Annotated in this window: 16 protein-coding genes; 10 read left to right on the top strand and 6 right to left on the bottom strand. The window is 68.9% G+C overall.

Annotation, left to right across the window (positions count from 1 at the left end; genetic code table 11):
* Positions 1-19: 19 nt before the first annotated feature.
* The gene (locus NHN26_RS08360; protein WP_253089036.1) at positions 20-1,189 is read right to left on the bottom strand and encodes a penicillin-binding protein activator; all 1,170 of its coding nucleotides are present in this window, start codon (positions 1,187-1,189) and stop codon (positions 20-22) included.
* Positions 1,190-1,278: 89 nt separating this feature from the next.
* On the opposite strand from NHN26_RS08360, the gene rsmI reads away from it, so the two are divergent.
* From rsmI to gshB, 3 genes are read left to right on the top strand one after another with little or no spacing between them, the layout of a single operon-like run.
* Complete coding sequence (gene rsmI / locus NHN26_RS08355) at positions 1,279-2,139, top strand: 16S rRNA (cytidine(1402)-2'-O)-methyltransferase (protein WP_253089097.1); 861 nt, start codon at positions 1,279-1,281, stop codon at positions 2,137-2,139.
* Complete coding sequence (locus NHN26_RS08350; protein ID WP_253089035.1) at positions 2,136-2,489, top strand: YraN family protein; 354 nt, start codon at positions 2,136-2,138, stop codon at positions 2,487-2,489. The genes rsmI and NHN26_RS08350 overlap by 4 nt, the downstream gene beginning before the upstream one ends.
* Before the next feature lie 57 nt (positions 2,490-2,546).
* On the top strand, positions 2,547-3,488 hold the full coding sequence (gshB, locus tag NHN26_RS08345) for a glutathione synthase (RefSeq protein ID WP_253089034.1): 942 nt from the start codon (positions 2,547-2,549) through the stop codon (positions 3,486-3,488).
* Positions 3,489-3,528: 40 nt separating this feature from the next.
* On the opposite strand, the gene NHN26_RS08340 is transcribed toward gshB, so the two are convergent.
* The 3 genes from NHN26_RS08340 to NHN26_RS08330 all read right to left on the bottom strand — a co-directional run bounded on the left by NHN26_RS08340 (position 3,529) and on the right by NHN26_RS08330 (position 5,674).
* The gene (locus tag NHN26_RS08340; RefSeq protein WP_253089033.1) at positions 3,529-3,705 is read right to left on the bottom strand and encodes a hypothetical protein; all 177 of its coding nucleotides are present in this window, start codon (positions 3,703-3,705) and stop codon (positions 3,529-3,531) included.
* A gap of 12 nt (positions 3,706-3,717) precedes the next feature.
* A complete protein-coding gene (locus NHN26_RS08335; protein WP_253089032.1) occupies positions 3,718-3,969 on the bottom strand; it encodes a hypothetical protein in 252 nt (83 codons plus the stop codon).
* Between the two features lie 193 nt (positions 3,970-4,162).
* The gene (locus NHN26_RS08330) at positions 4,163-5,674 is read right to left on the bottom strand and encodes a YifB family Mg chelatase-like AAA ATPase (protein WP_253089031.1); all 1,512 of its coding nucleotides are present in this window, start codon (positions 5,672-5,674) and stop codon (positions 4,163-4,165) included.
* 328 nt (positions 5,675-6,002) lie between these two features.
* Here NHN26_RS08330 and NHN26_RS08325 point away from each other — a divergent pair, with 328 nt between their 5' ends.
* The 5 genes from NHN26_RS08325 to NHN26_RS08305 all read left to right on the top strand — a co-directional run bounded on the left by NHN26_RS08325 (position 6,003) and on the right by NHN26_RS08305 (position 10,463).
* Positions 6,003-6,881 (top strand): RNA polymerase factor sigma-32, encoded by an 879-nt coding sequence (locus NHN26_RS08325; protein WP_253089030.1) that lies wholly within the window; start codon positions 6,003-6,005, stop codon positions 6,879-6,881.
* Positions 6,878-7,696, top strand: coding sequence for a ChaN family lipoprotein (locus tag NHN26_RS08320; RefSeq protein ID WP_435594185.1), 819 nt, complete (start codon positions 6,878-6,880; stop codon positions 7,694-7,696). Before NHN26_RS08325 ends, NHN26_RS08320 begins: the two co-directional genes overlap by 4 nt.
* 63 nt (positions 7,697-7,759) lie before the next feature.
* Positions 7,760-8,956, top strand: a complete 1,197-nt coding sequence (gene coaBC / locus NHN26_RS08315; RefSeq protein ID WP_253089029.1) for a bifunctional phosphopantothenoylcysteine decarboxylase/phosphopantothenate--cysteine ligase CoaBC — start codon at positions 7,760-7,762, stop codon at positions 8,954-8,956.
* On the top strand, positions 8,953-9,420 hold the full coding sequence (dut, locus tag NHN26_RS08310; RefSeq protein ID WP_253089028.1) for a dUTP diphosphatase: 468 nt from the start codon (positions 8,953-8,955) through the stop codon (positions 9,418-9,420). The genes coaBC and dut overlap by 4 nt, the downstream gene beginning before the upstream one ends.
* Positions 9,420-10,463: a HesA/MoeB/ThiF family protein gene (locus NHN26_RS08305; RefSeq protein WP_253089027.1), complete on the top strand. Its 1,044-nt coding sequence runs from the start codon at positions 9,420-9,422 to the stop codon at positions 10,461-10,463. Before dut ends, NHN26_RS08305 begins: the two co-directional genes overlap by 1 nt.
* A gap of 43 nt (positions 10,464-10,506) precedes the next feature.
* Here the strand turns inward: NHN26_RS08305 and NHN26_RS08300 are convergent, their stop codons facing one another.
* Both NHN26_RS08300 and NHN26_RS08295 read right to left on the bottom strand, forming a co-directional pair.
* Complete coding sequence (locus NHN26_RS08300; RefSeq protein ID WP_253089026.1) at positions 10,507-11,391, bottom strand: cation diffusion facilitator family transporter; 885 nt, start codon at positions 11,389-11,391, stop codon at positions 10,507-10,509.
* Between the two features lie 61 nt (positions 11,392-11,452).
* On the bottom strand, positions 11,453-11,914 hold the full coding sequence (locus NHN26_RS08295; protein ID WP_253089025.1) for an SH3 domain-containing protein: 462 nt from the start codon (positions 11,912-11,914) through the stop codon (positions 11,453-11,455).
* A 158-nt stretch (positions 11,915-12,072) separates the two neighbouring features.
* Here NHN26_RS08295 and NHN26_RS08290 point away from each other — a divergent pair, with 158 nt between their 5' ends.
* Both NHN26_RS08290 and NHN26_RS08285 read left to right on the top strand, forming a co-directional pair.
* Positions 12,073-13,059 carry a 2-hydroxyacid dehydrogenase gene (locus tag NHN26_RS08290; protein WP_253089024.1) on the top strand — a complete coding sequence of 329 codons (987 nt, stop codon included), beginning with the start codon at positions 12,073-12,075 and terminating at the stop codon, positions 13,057-13,059.
* Positions 13,060-13,074: 15 nt separating this feature from the next.
* Complete coding sequence (locus tag NHN26_RS08285; protein WP_253089023.1) at positions 13,075-14,568, top strand: glycosyltransferase family 39 protein; 1,494 nt, start codon at positions 13,075-13,077, stop codon at positions 14,566-14,568.
* Positions 14,569-14,820: the final 252 nt, after the last annotated feature.

Genomic DNA, 14,820 nt, shown 5'->3' with positions numbered 1-14,820 from the left:
CGGGTACGATGCGGCGCGGCTATGAACCGGGACCGGCAAAGCTTCTGGGGGCGGGGTCAATCACGATCACCTGGTTGTTCCGGATTTCGGCGACCGCCAGCCCACGCTCGTTGGTGCCATCGGGTCGCAGGCGGAATACACCGTTCACCCCGGCAAATCCAGAGGGCTGGGTCAGCGCCCGAACCGTCAGCGCATCGGAACTGCCCTGACGCAGCAGCGCACCGATCGCGGCGATGCCGTCATAGGCCAGACTGGCGGTCGGATGGGCGGGTTCGCCATAGGCGGCCATGTAGCGGCCCTCGAAGCGCCGGGCCAGATCGGGGTCGGGCAGGGCGAACCAGCCCCCCTGCAACCCCGGCAGCGCTAGCGTCGAGGGCGGGATGTCCCAGCGGGTCAGGCCGATGAACTTGACGCTGGCCGGATCGACCCGGTTCTCGGGCAGCAACTGCGCCAGCAGCGGCAGCGCGCCCGCGGTCGGGGCGGTGAAGAACACCGCGTCCGCCCCCGAACTGCGGGTGCGTTCGGCAAGGCCCGGAATCGCCTGGACGACGCCGTTCTGCGACAGTTCGTAGGTGCCGGTTCCGGCGATCCGGCCGCCGCTGCGGGCCACGGCGCGCTCGATGGCCGACCGACCGGACTGGCCCGCCAGATCGGGATCGTGGACCACCATGAAATTGCGCCGACCCTGGGCCACGGCATGGCTGGCCAGCCGGTTCGCGCTGTTCTCGAAGGTCGGGCCCAGCACGAAGACATTGCCGCCCGCTATCTGGGTGTTGTTCGAGAAACTCAGCACGCTGATCCCCCGCGGCGCCACCGCAAGACCCGCGGCATTGGCGGATTCGGCATAAAGCGGGCCGAGGATGATCTTCGCGCCGTCCTCGACCGCCTTGCGCGCCGAGGCGGCGGCCTGGTCGGGCCGCCCCGCTGTGGGATAGACCCGCAGATCGATCGCCACGCCTTGCAGATCCGCGATGGCCAGCCGCGCGGCATTCTCCAGATTGCGCGCGATCACCTGATCGCCTGCCGAGGCCGAACCGCGTGGCACCAGAAGCGCCACTGGAACCGCCTTCCGGGTGTCCACGGAGGGGCCGGTAGCCACGACGCTCCCGGGTTGGCAGGCAGCCACCAGTGTCATCACGGCGATCAGCAGGGCCAGCCGCTTGCTTGCGGCGCGGAAAACGGCGAACATGGGCACTCCTCGCGTCGTCCCTTCGGTCGGGCCGAGCCTATGCGGATCGGCCTCCCAAGTAAACGTCAGACAAAACCCGGAGGCCCGGCCTGGAAATCCAGCGCATATCCCTGCCCCCCGGCATCCATTTCGTCGCGACGCCGATCGGGGCCGCGCGCGACATCACCTTGCGGGCGCTCGACATCCTGGCCTCGGCCGATGTCATCGCGGCCGAGGACACCCGCACCGCGCGGCACCTGATGCAGATCCACGGCATCGCGCTGGGCGACCGGCCGCTGATCGCCTATCACGACCATTCCGGCCCGGGCGTGCGCGAGCGCCTGATCGCCATGGCGGCCGCGGGCAGGTCGATCGCCTGCGTCAGCGAGGCGGGCACGCCCATGGTGGCAGACCCGGGCTATCCGCTGGCCCGCGACGCCATCGCGGCAGGCATACCGCTCCATACCGCGCCGGGGCCGTCGGCAATGCTTGCGGCGCTGACGGTGGCCGGGCTGCCCAGCGACAGGGTGCTGTTTGTCGGCTTTCCGCCGCCCCAGGCCGCCGCGCGGCGCGCGATGCTGGACGAGATCGGCGGGATCGCGGCGACACTGGTATTTTACGAATCGCCCCGGCGTGTTAGCAGAACATTAGGGGAACTTGCAGATGCTCTGGGAGAGATGCGCCCGGCAGCGGTGTGCCGGGAACTGACCAAACGTTTCGAGGAAGTGACGCGCGGCACGCTGGGCGAACTGGCCGCGGCCTTCGAAGGGCGCGAGGTCAAGGGCGAGATCGTGGTGGTCGTGGGCCGGGGCATGCGCGCGGCAGCGGCACCCGAGGTCATGGAGGCGGCGTTGCGGGCGGCACTGGCGCGCGGATCTGTCAAGGATGCGGTCGCAGAGGTGGCGGCCGCGCTGGAACTGCCGCGCCGCGAGGTCTATCGCGCGGCGCTGAAGCTCGAGGGCAAGGAATGAGCGGTATTGTCGGATTTCACGCGGGGCTTTCAGCCGAGGACAGCGTTGCCCGCGGTTACGAACGGCGCGGGCTGGCGATCGCCGCCCGCCGCTGGCGCGGCCGGGCGGGCGAGATCGACCTGATTGCCCGCGAAGGGGCCGAGGTGATCTTTGTCGAGGTCAAGCAAAGCCGCAGATTCGCCCGCGCGGCCGAGCGGATCACGCCTCGCCAGGCGGCGCGGATCATGGCCGCCGCGCAGGAATTCCTTGACGGCGAACCCCGCGGCCAGCTGACCGATATCCGGTTCGACGTGGCCCTGGTGGACGGCATGGGCCGGGTCGAGATCCTCGAGAACGCCTTCGCCGCCTGAGCGGCGTTGCAAAGCCCGTTCCGCTCGGCCATGAAGGGCCGAAAAGGGAGGGTATCCATGCCGCTCAAGGTCGCCATCCAGATGGACCCGATCGGGGCCATCGACATCGCCGCAGACACCACCTTCCGGATCGGCGAAGAGGCGCAGGCCCGCGGCCACAGCCTGTTCTACTACACCCCGGACCGGCTTTACTGGAACGATGGCCGCGTGATGGCGCGCGGCTGGCCGCTGGAACTGCGCCGGGTGGTGGGCGATCACCACACGCTGGGGCCGGAACAGGATGTCGATCTGGGCGCGTATGACGTGGTCTGGCTGCGCCAGGATCCGCCCTTCGACATGGGCTACATCACCACCACGCATCTGCTGGAACATCTGACGCCGAAAACGCTGGTGCTGAACGACCCGTTCTGGGTGCGCAACTTCCCCGAAAAGCTGCTGGTGCTGAAATTCCCCGCGCTGATCCCGCCCACGATCATCGCCCGCGACCTGGCCACCTTGCGCGCTTTCAAGGCCGAACATGGCGACATCATCCTGAAACCGCTTTACGGCAATGGTGGCGCAGGCGTGTTCCGGCTGGAGCATGGCGACCGCAACCTCGCCTCGCTGCACGAGCTGTTCACCGGCATGAGCCGCGAGCCGCTGATCGCACAGAAATTCCTTCCCGCGGTCGAGAAGGGCGACAAGCGGGTGATCCTGGTCGACGGCGAGCCCATCGGCGCGATCAACCGCGTGCCCGCCGAGGGCGAGACGCGGTCGAACCTGCATGTCGGCGGCCGGGCCGAGCGGGCGGCGCTGTCGGCGCGCGATCTGGAGATCTGTGCCGCCATCGGGCCGACGCTGCGCGACCATGGCCAGATGTTCGTCGGCATCGACGTGATCGGCGACTGGCTGACCGAGATCAACGTCACCTCGCCGACCGGGCTGCAAGAGCTTGAGCGGTTCGACGAAAGGAACCTCGCCGCGGGGATCTGGGAGGCGATCGAGACAAAGCGCGGCTGAGGCTGCGAAGCCGGGCCGATAGACCACGCGCTCGCGGCCCTCAGGCTTGGTCTCTGCGTCCCTGCCGCAACCCGCGTTCTCCGCGCTCGGGATCGATCACGCCCCCCAGGTTTCCAAGCAGCGCCGCCATCGCCGCGAGTCCGAACATCAGCCAGGTCCAGGCGACCGACCCCGCGACGCGTGTTCCCTCGAGCGAGGCTGGGTCCGACAGAACCATCAGGATGCCACCTCAAGCGGCGAGGGGCACGAACAGCAGCACCGCGTGGCTGAAGAAGGACAGCCTCAGGCCGCCTGTTCCGAACCGGGTCAGCCGCATGACCTTGCGTAACGCCACCACCGCGTAGAGGATCAGCGAGAGGGCGATCTGGGCCAGAGTGGTCCAAGCATATTCGAACCATGCCGCCTCCTCTGCCGAGAGCCCCGCACCTCCGTCCGGCAGGAGCGCCGAATGGTCCAGAAACGACAGCGAGAAGAGCCGCATCACATAATTGGCGATGCAGAGCAGCAGGACGACTCCGATGAGTCTCCGCCAGCGGCGCGGTCGAATATCGTCTGTATGTTGAGGCATCCGGTCCGGCTTTCGAAGACCCCACCCCGCTGACCCGCGTTCGTGGCACCAATAGGCCGTTTTCGGGGCGATTGTTTGCGATGCCGGCAGGCCCAAGGCCCGGGCTTCACGTCTCCCCCACCGAAAGCCGGAAGCTGACCGCCTCGGCCACGTGGTTTCGGCCCACCGTCTCGGCGCCGTCGAGATCGGCGATGGTGCGCGCGACGCGGATCACCCGGTGATAGCCCCGCGCCGACAGCCCGAAGCGTTCGGCCACCTTCGCCAGCAGTTCCCGGCCTTCGGGGTCGGGGGTAGCGATTTCCTCGAGCAGGGCGCCCTCGGCCTCGGAATTGACGCGGACGCTGGGATGGCCGTCGAACCGCGCGGTCTGCCGGCCGCGGGCGGCGGCGACGCGGGCGGCGACCGCGGCCGAGCGTTCGCCGGTCGCCGGCAGGTCGAGATCGGCATAGGCCACGGGCGGCACCTCGACGCGCAGGTCGAACCGGTCCATCAGCGGCCCCGAGATACGGCCGAGGTAATCCTCGCCGCATTGGGGCACGCGGGCGCAGGCGCGCGCGGGATCCGCCAGGTAGCCGCATTTGCAGGGATTCGCAGCTGCCACCAGCAGGAAGCGGCAGGGATAGCGCATATGGGCATTGGCCCGCGCCACCACCACCTCGCCGGTCTCGATCGGCTGGCGCAGGGTTTCCAGCACGGCGCGGGGAAATTCGGGGAACTCGTCCATGAACAGCACGCCGTTATGGGCCAGGCTGATCTCTCCCGGCTTGGCGCCGCGCCCGCCGCCGACGATGGCGGCCATCGACGCGGTGTGATGCGGCTCGCGGAACGGACGGTGGCGCGAGATGCCGCCCTCGTCCAGCAGCCCCGCAAGCGAATGGATCATCGAGGTTTCCAGCGCCTCGACCGGCGACAGCGGGGGCAGGATGCCGGGCATCCGCGCGGCCAGCATCGACTTGCCCGACCCGGGCGAGCCGACCATCAGCATGTGGTGCCGCCCGGCCGCGGCGATTTCGAGGGCGCGCTTTGCCCGCTCCTGTCCCTTGACGTCCGAAAGGTCGCGGAACAGGGCCGTCTCGACCACCTCGCCCGGTTCGGCCGGGGCCAGCGGCGCCTGCCCGGTGAAATGGCGCACCACCGCGGCCAGATCGGGCGCGGCCAGAACCTGCGTGCCGCCGACCCAGGCGGCCTCGGCCCCGCAGGCGCGCGGGCAAAGCAGCGCGCGGTCCTCCTCGGCGGCGGCCATCGCCGCGGGCAGCGCGCCCACGACCGGCACCAGCCGCCCGTCCAGCGACAACTCGCCCAGCGCGACGCAGCCCTCGGCCGCATCGCGCGGGATCACGTCAAGCGCGGCCAGCAGCGCCACCGCGATCGGCAGGTCGAAATGCGAGCCTTCCTTGGGCAGGTCGGCGGGCGAAAGGTTCACCGTGATCCGTTTCGAGGGCAGCGCCACCCCCATCGCCACGAGGGCCGCGCGCAACCGGTCGCGCGCCTCGCTCACCGCCTTGTCGGGCAGTCCGACGACGGAGAAGGCCGGCAGGCCGGGCGCGACCGCGCATTGAACCTCGACGATCCGGGCCTCGACGCCCTCGAAGGCCACGGTGAAGGCCCGCGCAACCATTCTGTGCTCCCGCGCTCAGGAATGGTTAACGGCTACGCCCGCTTGGTTACCGAAGGGTTAACACAGGCCGCCGCGCGCAAGAAATCATCCTGTCGGCCGTTTTGCCGCGGACGGACCGGACCTGGCGCTGGCTGCCCAAGCCTTGTGCGTTTCGGTCCGCACGACACGACCTCACGCAATCGTGTGTGCGTCTGCACACAATTTTTGCGTGTCAGCTTTGAGCCATTCGAGATTGCATGTGATCCAATCACCGACAAGCATCGTAAAGAAATCAAAAAGAAGCTTTGGGAACCGGAAAAACGCAACGTCAAGAACCGGGGGGTTACGGATGGCTCTGGATGGATATGACGCGACCGCCTTGTCGCGCCGGGCGATGAAGGCCGAACTGCTGGATGCCGAGACCGAGTTGCAGCTTGCCTATGCCTGGCGCGACCAGCGCGACGAGGCGGCGCTGCATCGCCTGATCACGGCCTATATGCGGCTTGCGATCTCGATGGCGTCCAAGTTCCGTCGCTATGGCGCGCCGATGAACGACCTGATCCAGGAGGCCAGCCTTGGGCTGATGAAGGCGGCGGACAAGTTCGACCCCGACCGCGGCGTGCGCTTTTCGACCTATGCGGTCTGGTGGATCAAGGCGTCGATCCAGGATTACGTCATGCGCAACTGGTCGATGGTGCGCACCGGCTCGACCTCCAGCCAGAAATCGTTGTTCTTCAACATGCGCCGCGTTCAGGCGCGGCTGGAACGCGAGGCCAGTGCCCGGGGCGAGTTCCTCGACCGCCACCAGTTGCGCCAGATGATCGCGACCGAGGTGGGCGTTCCGCTGGCCGATGTCGAGATGATGGAGGGGCGGCTGTCGGGCTCGGATTTCTCGCTGAACGCAACGCAGTCGACCGATGAGGACGGCCGCGAGTGGATCGAGACGATCGAGGACGACGCGGCACAGGCCTCCGACATCGTCGAGGCCGGGCGCGACCGCGCGCAGCTGCGCGACTGGCTGGTCACCGCCCTGTCGGAACTGAACGAACGCGAGCGGTTCATCGTGCAGGAGCGCAAGCTGCGCGAGGAACCACGAACGCTGGAAAGCCTCGGCAACGAACTGGGTCTTTCCAAGGAACGCGTGCGCCAGCTCGAGGCCGCGGCCTTCGGCAAGATGCGCAAGAGCCTTGAAGCGCAATCCACAGAGGTGCATCACTTCCTCTCGTGAGACAGCTTTTCCTTTCTGGCGCCCTGACCGCCCTTGCCATCGCCACCGCCGCCGGGGCCGGGGAAATCCCGCCGGAGGCGTTGGTGTCTTTGCCGTCCGCCGATGTGGTCATCCTGGGCGAGACCCATGACAATCCGTGGCACCACGCCAACCAGACCGTGGCCGTGGCCGCAATTCAGCCCGCCGCGCTGGTCTTCGAGATGCTGACCCCCGACCAGGCTGCGCGCGTCGTTCCCGACCTGCGCGGCGATGCGGCGGCATTGGGGGCGGTGCTGGGTTGGGCCGAATCGGGCTGGCCCGATTTCGCGATGTATCACCCGATCTTCACCGCCGCCCCCGAGGCCGCCATTTATGGTGCCGCGCTTCCCCGCGACGAGGTGCGCCGCGCGGTCGGCGAAGGCGCGGCGCCGGTCTTTGGCGACGAGGCCGCGGCCTATGGCCTGGCCGAGCCCCTGCCCGCGGACGAGCAGGCCATCCGCGAGGCCGGGCAGATGGAGGCCCATTGCAACGCCATGCCCGCCGAGATGATGGGCGGCATGGTCGAGGCGCAGCGCCTGCGCGATGCCGTTTTGGCCCGGGCCACGCAACAGGCGCTGTCCGAGACCGGGGGCCCGGTCGCGGTCATCACCGGCAACGGGCATGCGCGCACCGATTGGGGCATGGGCCGGGCGCTGGCCCGTGTGGCCCCCGAAGCCCATGTGATCGCCATCGGCCAGTTCGAATCCCCGCCCGCAGAGGCCCCGCCCTTCGACCTGTGGCTGGTCACCCCGCCGGCCGAGCGGCCCGACCCCTGCGCCGTGTTCCGCAGCGAGTAAGCTTGTCTCGGCCCGGGGTGCGGCCTAGACATTCGGGCAGGCGCGAAACCGGGGTCGGGGTCCATGCTGGCGGACAAACGCATTCTTCTGATCGTCTCGGGCGGGATCGCCGCCTACAAGGTGCTGGATCTGGTCCGCCGCTTGCGCGAGCGCGGCATCGCGGTCAGCCCGGTGATGACGCGGGCGGCGGCCGAATTCGTCACCCCCCTGTCGCTGTCGGCGCTGGCGGGCGCGCGCGTCTACCGCGAACTGTTCGACCTGACCGACGAGGCCGAGATGGGCCATATCCAGCTTTCGCGCTCGGCCGATCTGGTGGTGGTGGCGCCTGCCACCGCCAACCTGATGGCGAAGATGGCGGGGGGGCATGCGGACGACCTTGCGTCCACGCTCTTGCTGGCGACCGATACGCCGGTTCTGGTCGCGCCCGCGATGAACGTGCGGATGTGGCAGCACCCGGCGACCCGGCGCAATGTGGAAACGCTGCGCAGCGATGGTGTGCGCCTTGTCGGGCCGAACGAGGGCGACATGGCCTGCGGCGAATACGGGCCGGGCCGGATGGCCGAGGTGCCCGAGATCATCGCCGCCATCGAGAGCGCGCTGGCCGATGGGCCGCTCAGGGGGCGGCGCATCGTCGTGACCTCGGGGCCGACGCATGAGCCGATTGACCCGGTGCGCTACATCGCCAACCGCTCGTCCGGCGCGCAGGGGACGGCGCTGGCGCGCGCGCTGGCGGGGCTGGGGGCCGAGGTCGTGTTCGTCACCGGTCCTGCATCCGTGCCGCCCCCCGCGGGGGTCGAGGTGATCCGCGTCGAGACCGCCGCCGAGATGCTGGTCGCCGTTCAGGCCGCGCTGCCCGCCGATGCGGCGATCTTCGCCGCGGCCGTGGCCGACTGGCGGGTGACGAACGCGGCCCCGCAGAAGATGAAGAAGGACGGGTCGGGCCGCCCGCCCGCGCTGGAATTCTCGGAAAACCCCGACATCCTGGCCAATGTCGCGGGCATGGGGCAGGGGCGGCCGCGGCTTGTCGTGGGCTTCGCCGCCGAAACCCATGATGTCGAGGCCCATGCCCGCGCCAAGCGCGCGCGCAAGGGCTGCGACTGGATCGTGGCCAACGATGTTTCCCCCGCCACGGGCATCATGGGGGGCGCCGAGAACGAGGTGACGCTGATCACGCCCGAGGGCGCCGAGACCTGGCCGCGGCTGGCCAAGGACGAGGTTGCCCAGCGTCTCGCGCAGCGGATCGCCGAGGCGCTGGCATGATTCCCACCCTGCGCATCCTGTGGGAGGACTGGGCCGACCGCGACCTGCCCTTGCCCTCCTATGAGACCGCGGGCGCGGCCGGCGCCGATATCCGCGCCAACCTGCCGCCCGACATCCGGGCCGAGGGGGTCACCCTGCAACCGATGGAGCGCCGGATCGCGCCCACCGGCTTTCGCATGGCCTTTCCGCCGGGGTTCGAGGTGCAGATCCGCCCGCGCTCCGGCCTTGCGCTGAAGCACGGGATCACGCTGCCGAACACGCCCGGCACCATCGACAGCGACTATCGCGGGCCGCTGGGCGTGCTGCTGGTGAACCTCGGCGATGCGCCCTACACGATCCATCATGGTGACCGGATCGCGCAGATGATCGTGGCCCCCGTGGTGCAGGCCGCGTTCGCGGTGGTCACCGATCTGGACGGGACCGCGCGGGGCGAGGGCGGCTTCGGCTCGACGGGGCGGGGCTGATGGGGCTGGTCCTCGGGCTGGCGGCGGTGCTCTGGGGGCTGGGCGCGCTGATGAAGGTCTCGACCCGGGCGCGCTGGGGGATGATCGCGGCGCTTTATGTGGGCGTGCTGGCGGTGCAGGTGGCGATGCCCCCCGCGCATCCGCTGCGCGCGGCGCTGGGCGGCACGCCGCAGGGCTGGGCCGCGCTGGGCGTTGCGGTGGCGGTGGTGCTGGCCTATCGCGCGGGGCTTGGCGCGCTGCGCCGCAGGGCGCGGCGGCCCGCGCCCGAGCCGAGCCAGCCGGGGACGTTCCGCCCCGCCGAACTGGACCGCTATGCCCGCCATATCGTGTTGCGCGAGATCGGCGGGCCGGGGCAGAAGCGGCTGAAACAGGCGCGCGTTCTGGTGATCGGGGCAGGGGGGCTTGGCTCGCCCGCGCTTCTGTATCTGGGCGCGGCGGGGGTGGGCAATCTGGGGGTGATCGACGACGACATCGTGTCGAACTCGAACCTTCAGCGGCAGGTGATCCATACCGATGGCCGGATCGGGATGCCCAAGGTCTTTTCCGCCGCCGAGGCGATCGCCGCTCAGAACCCCTTTGTCACGCTGAGGCCCTATAACCGGCGGCTGGACGAGCAGACGGCGCGGGCGCTGTTTGCCGAACATGACCTGATTCTGGACGGGTCGGACAATTTCGAGACGCGCTATCTGGTGAACCGTGTCGCGGCAGAGCTGGGCAAGCCGCTGATCGCCGCGGCGATGAGCCAGTGGGAGGGCCAGATCAGCCTTTACGATCCGGCGCGCGGCACGCCCTGCTATGCCTGTGTCTTTCCGCAGGCGCCCGCGCCGGGGCTGGCGCCTTCGTGCGCCGAGGCGGGGGTTCTGGGGCCCTTGCCGGGCGTGATGGGGGCGATGATGGCGCTGGAGGCGGTCAAGGCGCTGACCGGCGCGGGCGAGGGGCTGCGCGGGCGGATGCTGATCTATGACGCGCTTCAGGGCGAGACGCGGATCATCGCGTTGAAGCGGCGACCGGGCTGCGCGGTCTGCGGCGGCGGGTCCGCCTGACGGCGGATGCCTCCGGCGGGGATATTTCCGGCCAGAAGAAGGCTCAGGGCGCGGTTTTCCGGGCCGGGTCGAAATGGATGATGATATCGGTGCCGGGAAACTCGGCGAGGATGGCGTGTTTCAGGGCGGCGCCTATCGAATGGGCGGCGTTCAGGCTCTGGTCGCCATCGAGTTCCAGATGCAGGTTGACGAAGAGCCGCGAGCCCGCGCGGCGGGTCTTGAGATCGTGAAATCCGTGCACGCCGGGCTGGGTGCGGGCCAGGGTCTCGATCCGGGCGATCACGTGAGGATCGGCGGCGCGGTCCATCAGCGCGTCCCATGCCCCCTTGCCGATGCCCAGCGCGCCCACGGCCAGCATGGCGGCGGCGGCCAGCGCGATGGCCGCATCCAGGCGCACGAAGCCGAACTGGGCCGAGGCCCAGAGCGCGAGGATCGCCCCGATATTGGGCAGAAGATCGCCCAGGTAATGCAGCGAGTCGGCCTTGACCACCCGGTTGCCGGTGCGCGCGGCGACCCGGCGCTGCCAGAGCACCAGCGCCAGCGTCAGCACGATCGAGACGACCATCGCGACGATGCCTCGGGTTTCCGAACTCAGCGACACCGGCACGGGCGCGATCAGGCGGCCGATGGCGGCGAAGGCGATCACACCGGCCGAGGCGAGGATGAACACCGCCTGGCCAAGGGCGGCCAGATCCTCGGCCGAGGAATGGCCGAAGGCGTGGTCCTCGTCGGGCGGGCGCGCTGCATAGAGGATCGCGGCCAGTGCGCCCAGCGACATCATCAGGTCCAGCGCGCTGTCCGCGAGCGAGGCAGCGACCGAGAGCGACTGCGTCGCCCCCAGCGCCCAGAGCTTGATCGCGACAAGCGCAAGCGCGGTGATCACCGAGGCGATCCCGGCGGACAGGTTCAGGCGGGCAGCTGTCGGCATCGGCGGTGTCCGTGGCGCGGGCTCAGCCCCTGCTAGCAAGCTTGCCCACGGGGCCGCAAGCCTAGTCGCGGATCTCGTCCGTCTCGACGCCCCAGAGCGTGCTCTTGGGCACCCAGCCCGACCTGCCCTCGGCCGAGATCCGGCACCAGTCGGGCCGACAGGCGCCCAGCCGCGCGATGACGCCGCGTTCGGCCTGGGCCAGTACCGGGGCGTCCGCCTGCGGGGTCCGGCGCATCGGCACCATGTCCTCGTCGACCAGGACGGTGCGCACGCCCGACAACAGCGAATAATGCATCCAGCCGCCCGCCCCGTCGCGGTCCTGCACCCGACGCCAATGGCCGTATTCGGCGGTGATCTGCAATGGCATGCCGCGCCGTTTGTAGACCCAGTCGACCCGGTGGCTGAGGCTGGGTCCGCGCCGGACATTGCTTTCGCCGGCCTTGAGCGAGACATAGCGTGGCAGCGGCAGGTTGGTGACCGGCCCACGCTCGGCGCCATGGACGGGGGCCACGAGAGCCATCATGCAAAACAATATAACGAGGGCCGATCCCGCGATCCGCCCGGTTGCGCGCTGCGCCATGTCTGTCCTGTCCGTTCCTGCCCCGGGGTCTTGTGCCGCGCCCCGAACTCGGACAGTTTGCCACTGACGCCGCGGCTTGGAAAGCAGGAGGAACCCCGGGGATGCCCGCTCAGCGCCTGAGTGTTGTCGTGACGCGACGCCTGCCCGCGCCGGTCGAGACCCGGATGAAGGAATTGTTCGACGTCACGCTGAACGAGACCGATGCCAGGATGTCCCGTGACGAGCTGGTCGAGGCGATGCGACGCGCCGATGTGCTGGTGCCCTGCGTGACCGACCGGATCGACCAGGCGATGCTGGCCGCAGCGGGCGACCGGCTGAAGCTGATCGCGAATTACGGGGCGGGAATCGACCATCTGGACATCCAGACCGCGCGGCAGCGGGGAATCCTCGTGTCGAACACGCCCGATGTGGTGACCGAGGACACCGCCGACATGACCATCGCGCTGATGTTGGCGGTCGCCCGGCGCATCCCCGAGGGGCTGGCGGTGATGCAGGCCGGTGCGTGGCAAGGCTGGGCGCCGACCGCCTTCATGGGCGGGCGGATCGGCGGGCGGCGGCTGGGGATCCTGGGGATGGGCCGGATCGGGCAGGCGGTGGCGCGACGCGCGCGCGCCTTCGGGATGCAGGTCCATTATCACAACCGCAAGCGGCTGCGCCCCGAGATCGAGGACGAGCTGGAAGCAACCTGGTGGGACAGCCTCGACCAGATGGTCAGCCGGGTCGACGTGCTGTCGATCAACTGCCCGCACACGCCCTCGACCTTTCATCTGCTGAACGCCCGGCGGCTCAAGCTGATGAAGAAGGATGCGGTGATCGTGAACACCTCGCGCGGCGAGGTGATCGACGAGAACGCGCTGACGCGGATGCTGCGCACGGGCGATCTGGGCGGCGCGGGGCTCGACGTGTTCGAGCATGGCCACGAGATCAACCCGCGCCTGCGCGAGTTGCCGAACGTCGTGCTCCTGCCGCATATGGGATCCGCGACCGTCGAGGGGCGGATCGAGATGGGCGAGAAGGTCATCATCAACATCAGGACCTTCGCCGACGGCCACCGCCCGCCCGATCTTGTGTTGCCGTCGATGATGTGAAGGTGCTGCGTGACCATGACCGACATGACCGAAGACGGCCTGCAGCGCGCATCGCGGGCGACGCTGTGGTTCCTGCTTGCGCTGGGCAGCTTTTTCGCGGCCCATGTGGCGCTCAGGCTCCTGCTCGGTGGCGCGTTCGAGACGGACGAGGCCGAGATGATGGTGATGACACCCGATCTCCGGCTCGGCTACGGGCCGCAACTGCCGCTCTACAACTGGCTGCAGATCGGGCTTTTCGAACTTTTCGGACGGTCGCTTCTGGCGCTGTCGATTCTCAAGAACGGCCTGCTTTTCCTGTCCTTCCTTCTTGTCTTCCTGGGGCTTCGCCTCTGGGTGCCCGCAGGTGCCGCGGCATTCGGGGCGCTGTCGCTTTTTCTGCTTCCCGACATTGCCTGGGAGGCGCAGCGCGCCACCACGCATTCCAACATGCTGCTTGCCACCTCGGCGGCGACGCTGGCGGCCTTCCTCTGGGCGGTGCGAAGCGGCGGCTGGGCGGCCTGGATCGCGCTGGGTCTCGCGGTGGGGCTTGGCGGACTGGCCAAGTACAATTACTGGCTGGTGCCATTGGGACTTTTCGCGGCGGGACTGACGATTGCGCCGATGCGCGCGCGGATCGTCAGCGCCCGCGCCCTGATCGTGCCGGCCCTTGCCGCGGCTGTCGTCGCGGCGCCCTATGCGTGGATGCTGCGAAATCCGGACCTTGCCTTTTCTTCCGTGCGCAAGTTGCAGCTTGACGAGTTGCCACCGGTCACGTCCGGCCTGCCGGAAGGCGTGCCGCTTCTGGCCGTGGCGATGGCGACGATCCTGGCATTGCCCTTGCTTGTGGCTGCGCTGCTGCTGGTCTTCGGCCGCGGCCGCGGCCGCGACAAGGTCGAGGCGAATGGGCGCCCCTTGGTCGCCCTGCTGCTGCGCGCGGCGTTCTTTGTCGCGCTCGCAATGTTCGCCGGTGTCTGGGCATCCGGAATGGGCCATGTCACCGGCCGCTGGTTGCTGCCGATGGCGTTCCTCGCGGTTCCGGGGCTGTTCGTCTGGCTCTTCGGGCGGGTCAGCATGCGCGCGATCGGGCGCGTCTACATTGTGCTGGGCCTGATCGCGGCGCTGGTCTTCACCGGCCTTGTCTTTGATCGGTTCAAGCCCGGCGCCCGGCGCGATGTCGATTTCGCGGCCTTGCCGGAGATGATCGCCACGATCGCGCCGATGCCCGGAACGCCCATCGTCGCCGAGTTCTACACCGCCGGAAATCTCGCGCGGGCCCGGCCCGATTGGCGTATCGCACCCTATCTGGGCCATGCGTCGCAGCAGTTCGGTGGCGAGACGGTCCTGTTCCTGATGCGCGAGAATGTGCCGCCGAGCCTGGAGGCGGGGTTGGCACTTGCGGGGTGGCCTGCCAATATGGATCAGCAGATCCAGGCCCAAGGCTCACTCGAACTGCCTTATCGCAGTTCGGACGACCTCCTGCCGATCCGATTCGTACTGGTCCAGACCCCGCCTGTCGTGAAGACCCCTTGACCGTTCAAAAAAAGAACCCGTTCTGTTGTTCTCCTGTTTCCTGCCACCGGCAGGTCGGAGCCCGTTGCCAATCCAAAGCCAGGGATAGCGTCCCGGGGGCTGACCGCGGCCCTTGCCTGAGCGTCGTCGTGACCTCCGGCGCGACGAACGCTCGGCGGAACCTTGCGGTGCAACGTCGCTTTCGCGCCCCATGAAGTCGGATGAACCTCGCCGCAGGTCTGGGATTTTGCGTAACTGGGCGCAATGCGGATG

Origin of the sequence: Rhodovulum tesquicola, assembly GCF_024128855.1 — a bacterium.
In the GTDB taxonomy this organism is placed as follows: Bacteria; Pseudomonadota; Alphaproteobacteria; order Rhodobacterales; family Rhodobacteraceae; genus Rhodovulum; species Rhodovulum tesquicola.
This window is presented reverse-complemented; position numbering and strand designations above follow the sequence as displayed.

Coding starts and splice junctions, on each gene's coding strand:
- NHN26_RS08325 (WP_253089030.1), top strand. CDS start 6,003: ATGGCTCTGGATGGATATGACGCGACCGCCTTGTCGCGCCGGGCGATG.
- NHN26_RS08360 (WP_253089036.1), bottom strand. CDS start 1,189: ATGTTCGCCGTTTTCCGCGCCGCAAGCAAGCGGCTGGCCCTGCTGATC.
- dut (WP_253089028.1), top strand. CDS start 8,953: ATGATTCCCACCCTGCGCATCCTGTGGGAGGACTGGGCCGACCGCGAC.
- NHN26_RS08350 (WP_253089035.1), top strand. CDS start 2,136: ATGAGCGGTATTGTCGGATTTCACGCGGGGCTTTCAGCCGAGGACAGC.
- NHN26_RS08340 (WP_253089033.1), bottom strand. CDS start 3,705: ATGGTTCTGTCGGACCCAGCCTCGCTCGAGGGAACACGCGTCGCGGGG.
- NHN26_RS08330 (WP_253089031.1), bottom strand. CDS start 5,674: ATGGTTGCGCGGGCCTTCACCGTGGCCTTCGAGGGCGTCGAGGCCCGG.
- NHN26_RS08295 (WP_253089025.1), bottom strand. CDS start 11,914: ATGATGGCTCTCGTGGCCCCCGTCCATGGCGCCGAGCGTGGGCCGGTC.
- NHN26_RS08305 (WP_253089027.1), top strand. CDS start 9,420: ATGGGGCTGGTCCTCGGGCTGGCGGCGGTGCTCTGGGGGCTGGGCGCG.
- gshB (WP_253089034.1), top strand. CDS start 2,547: ATGCCGCTCAAGGTCGCCATCCAGATGGACCCGATCGGGGCCATCGAC.
- NHN26_RS08285 (WP_253089023.1), top strand. CDS start 13,075: ATGACCGACATGACCGAAGACGGCCTGCAGCGCGCATCGCGGGCGACG.
- NHN26_RS08335 (WP_253089032.1), bottom strand. CDS start 3,969: ATGCGGCTCTTCTCGCTGTCGTTTCTGGACCATTCGGCGCTCCTGCCG.
- coaBC (WP_253089029.1), top strand. CDS start 7,760: ATGCTGGCGGACAAACGCATTCTTCTGATCGTCTCGGGCGGGATCGCC.
- NHN26_RS08290 (WP_253089024.1), top strand. CDS start 12,073: ATGCCCGCTCAGCGCCTGAGTGTTGTCGTGACGCGACGCCTGCCCGCG.
- NHN26_RS08300 (WP_253089026.1), bottom strand. CDS start 11,391: ATGCCGACAGCTGCCCGCCTGAACCTGTCCGCCGGGATCGCCTCGGTG.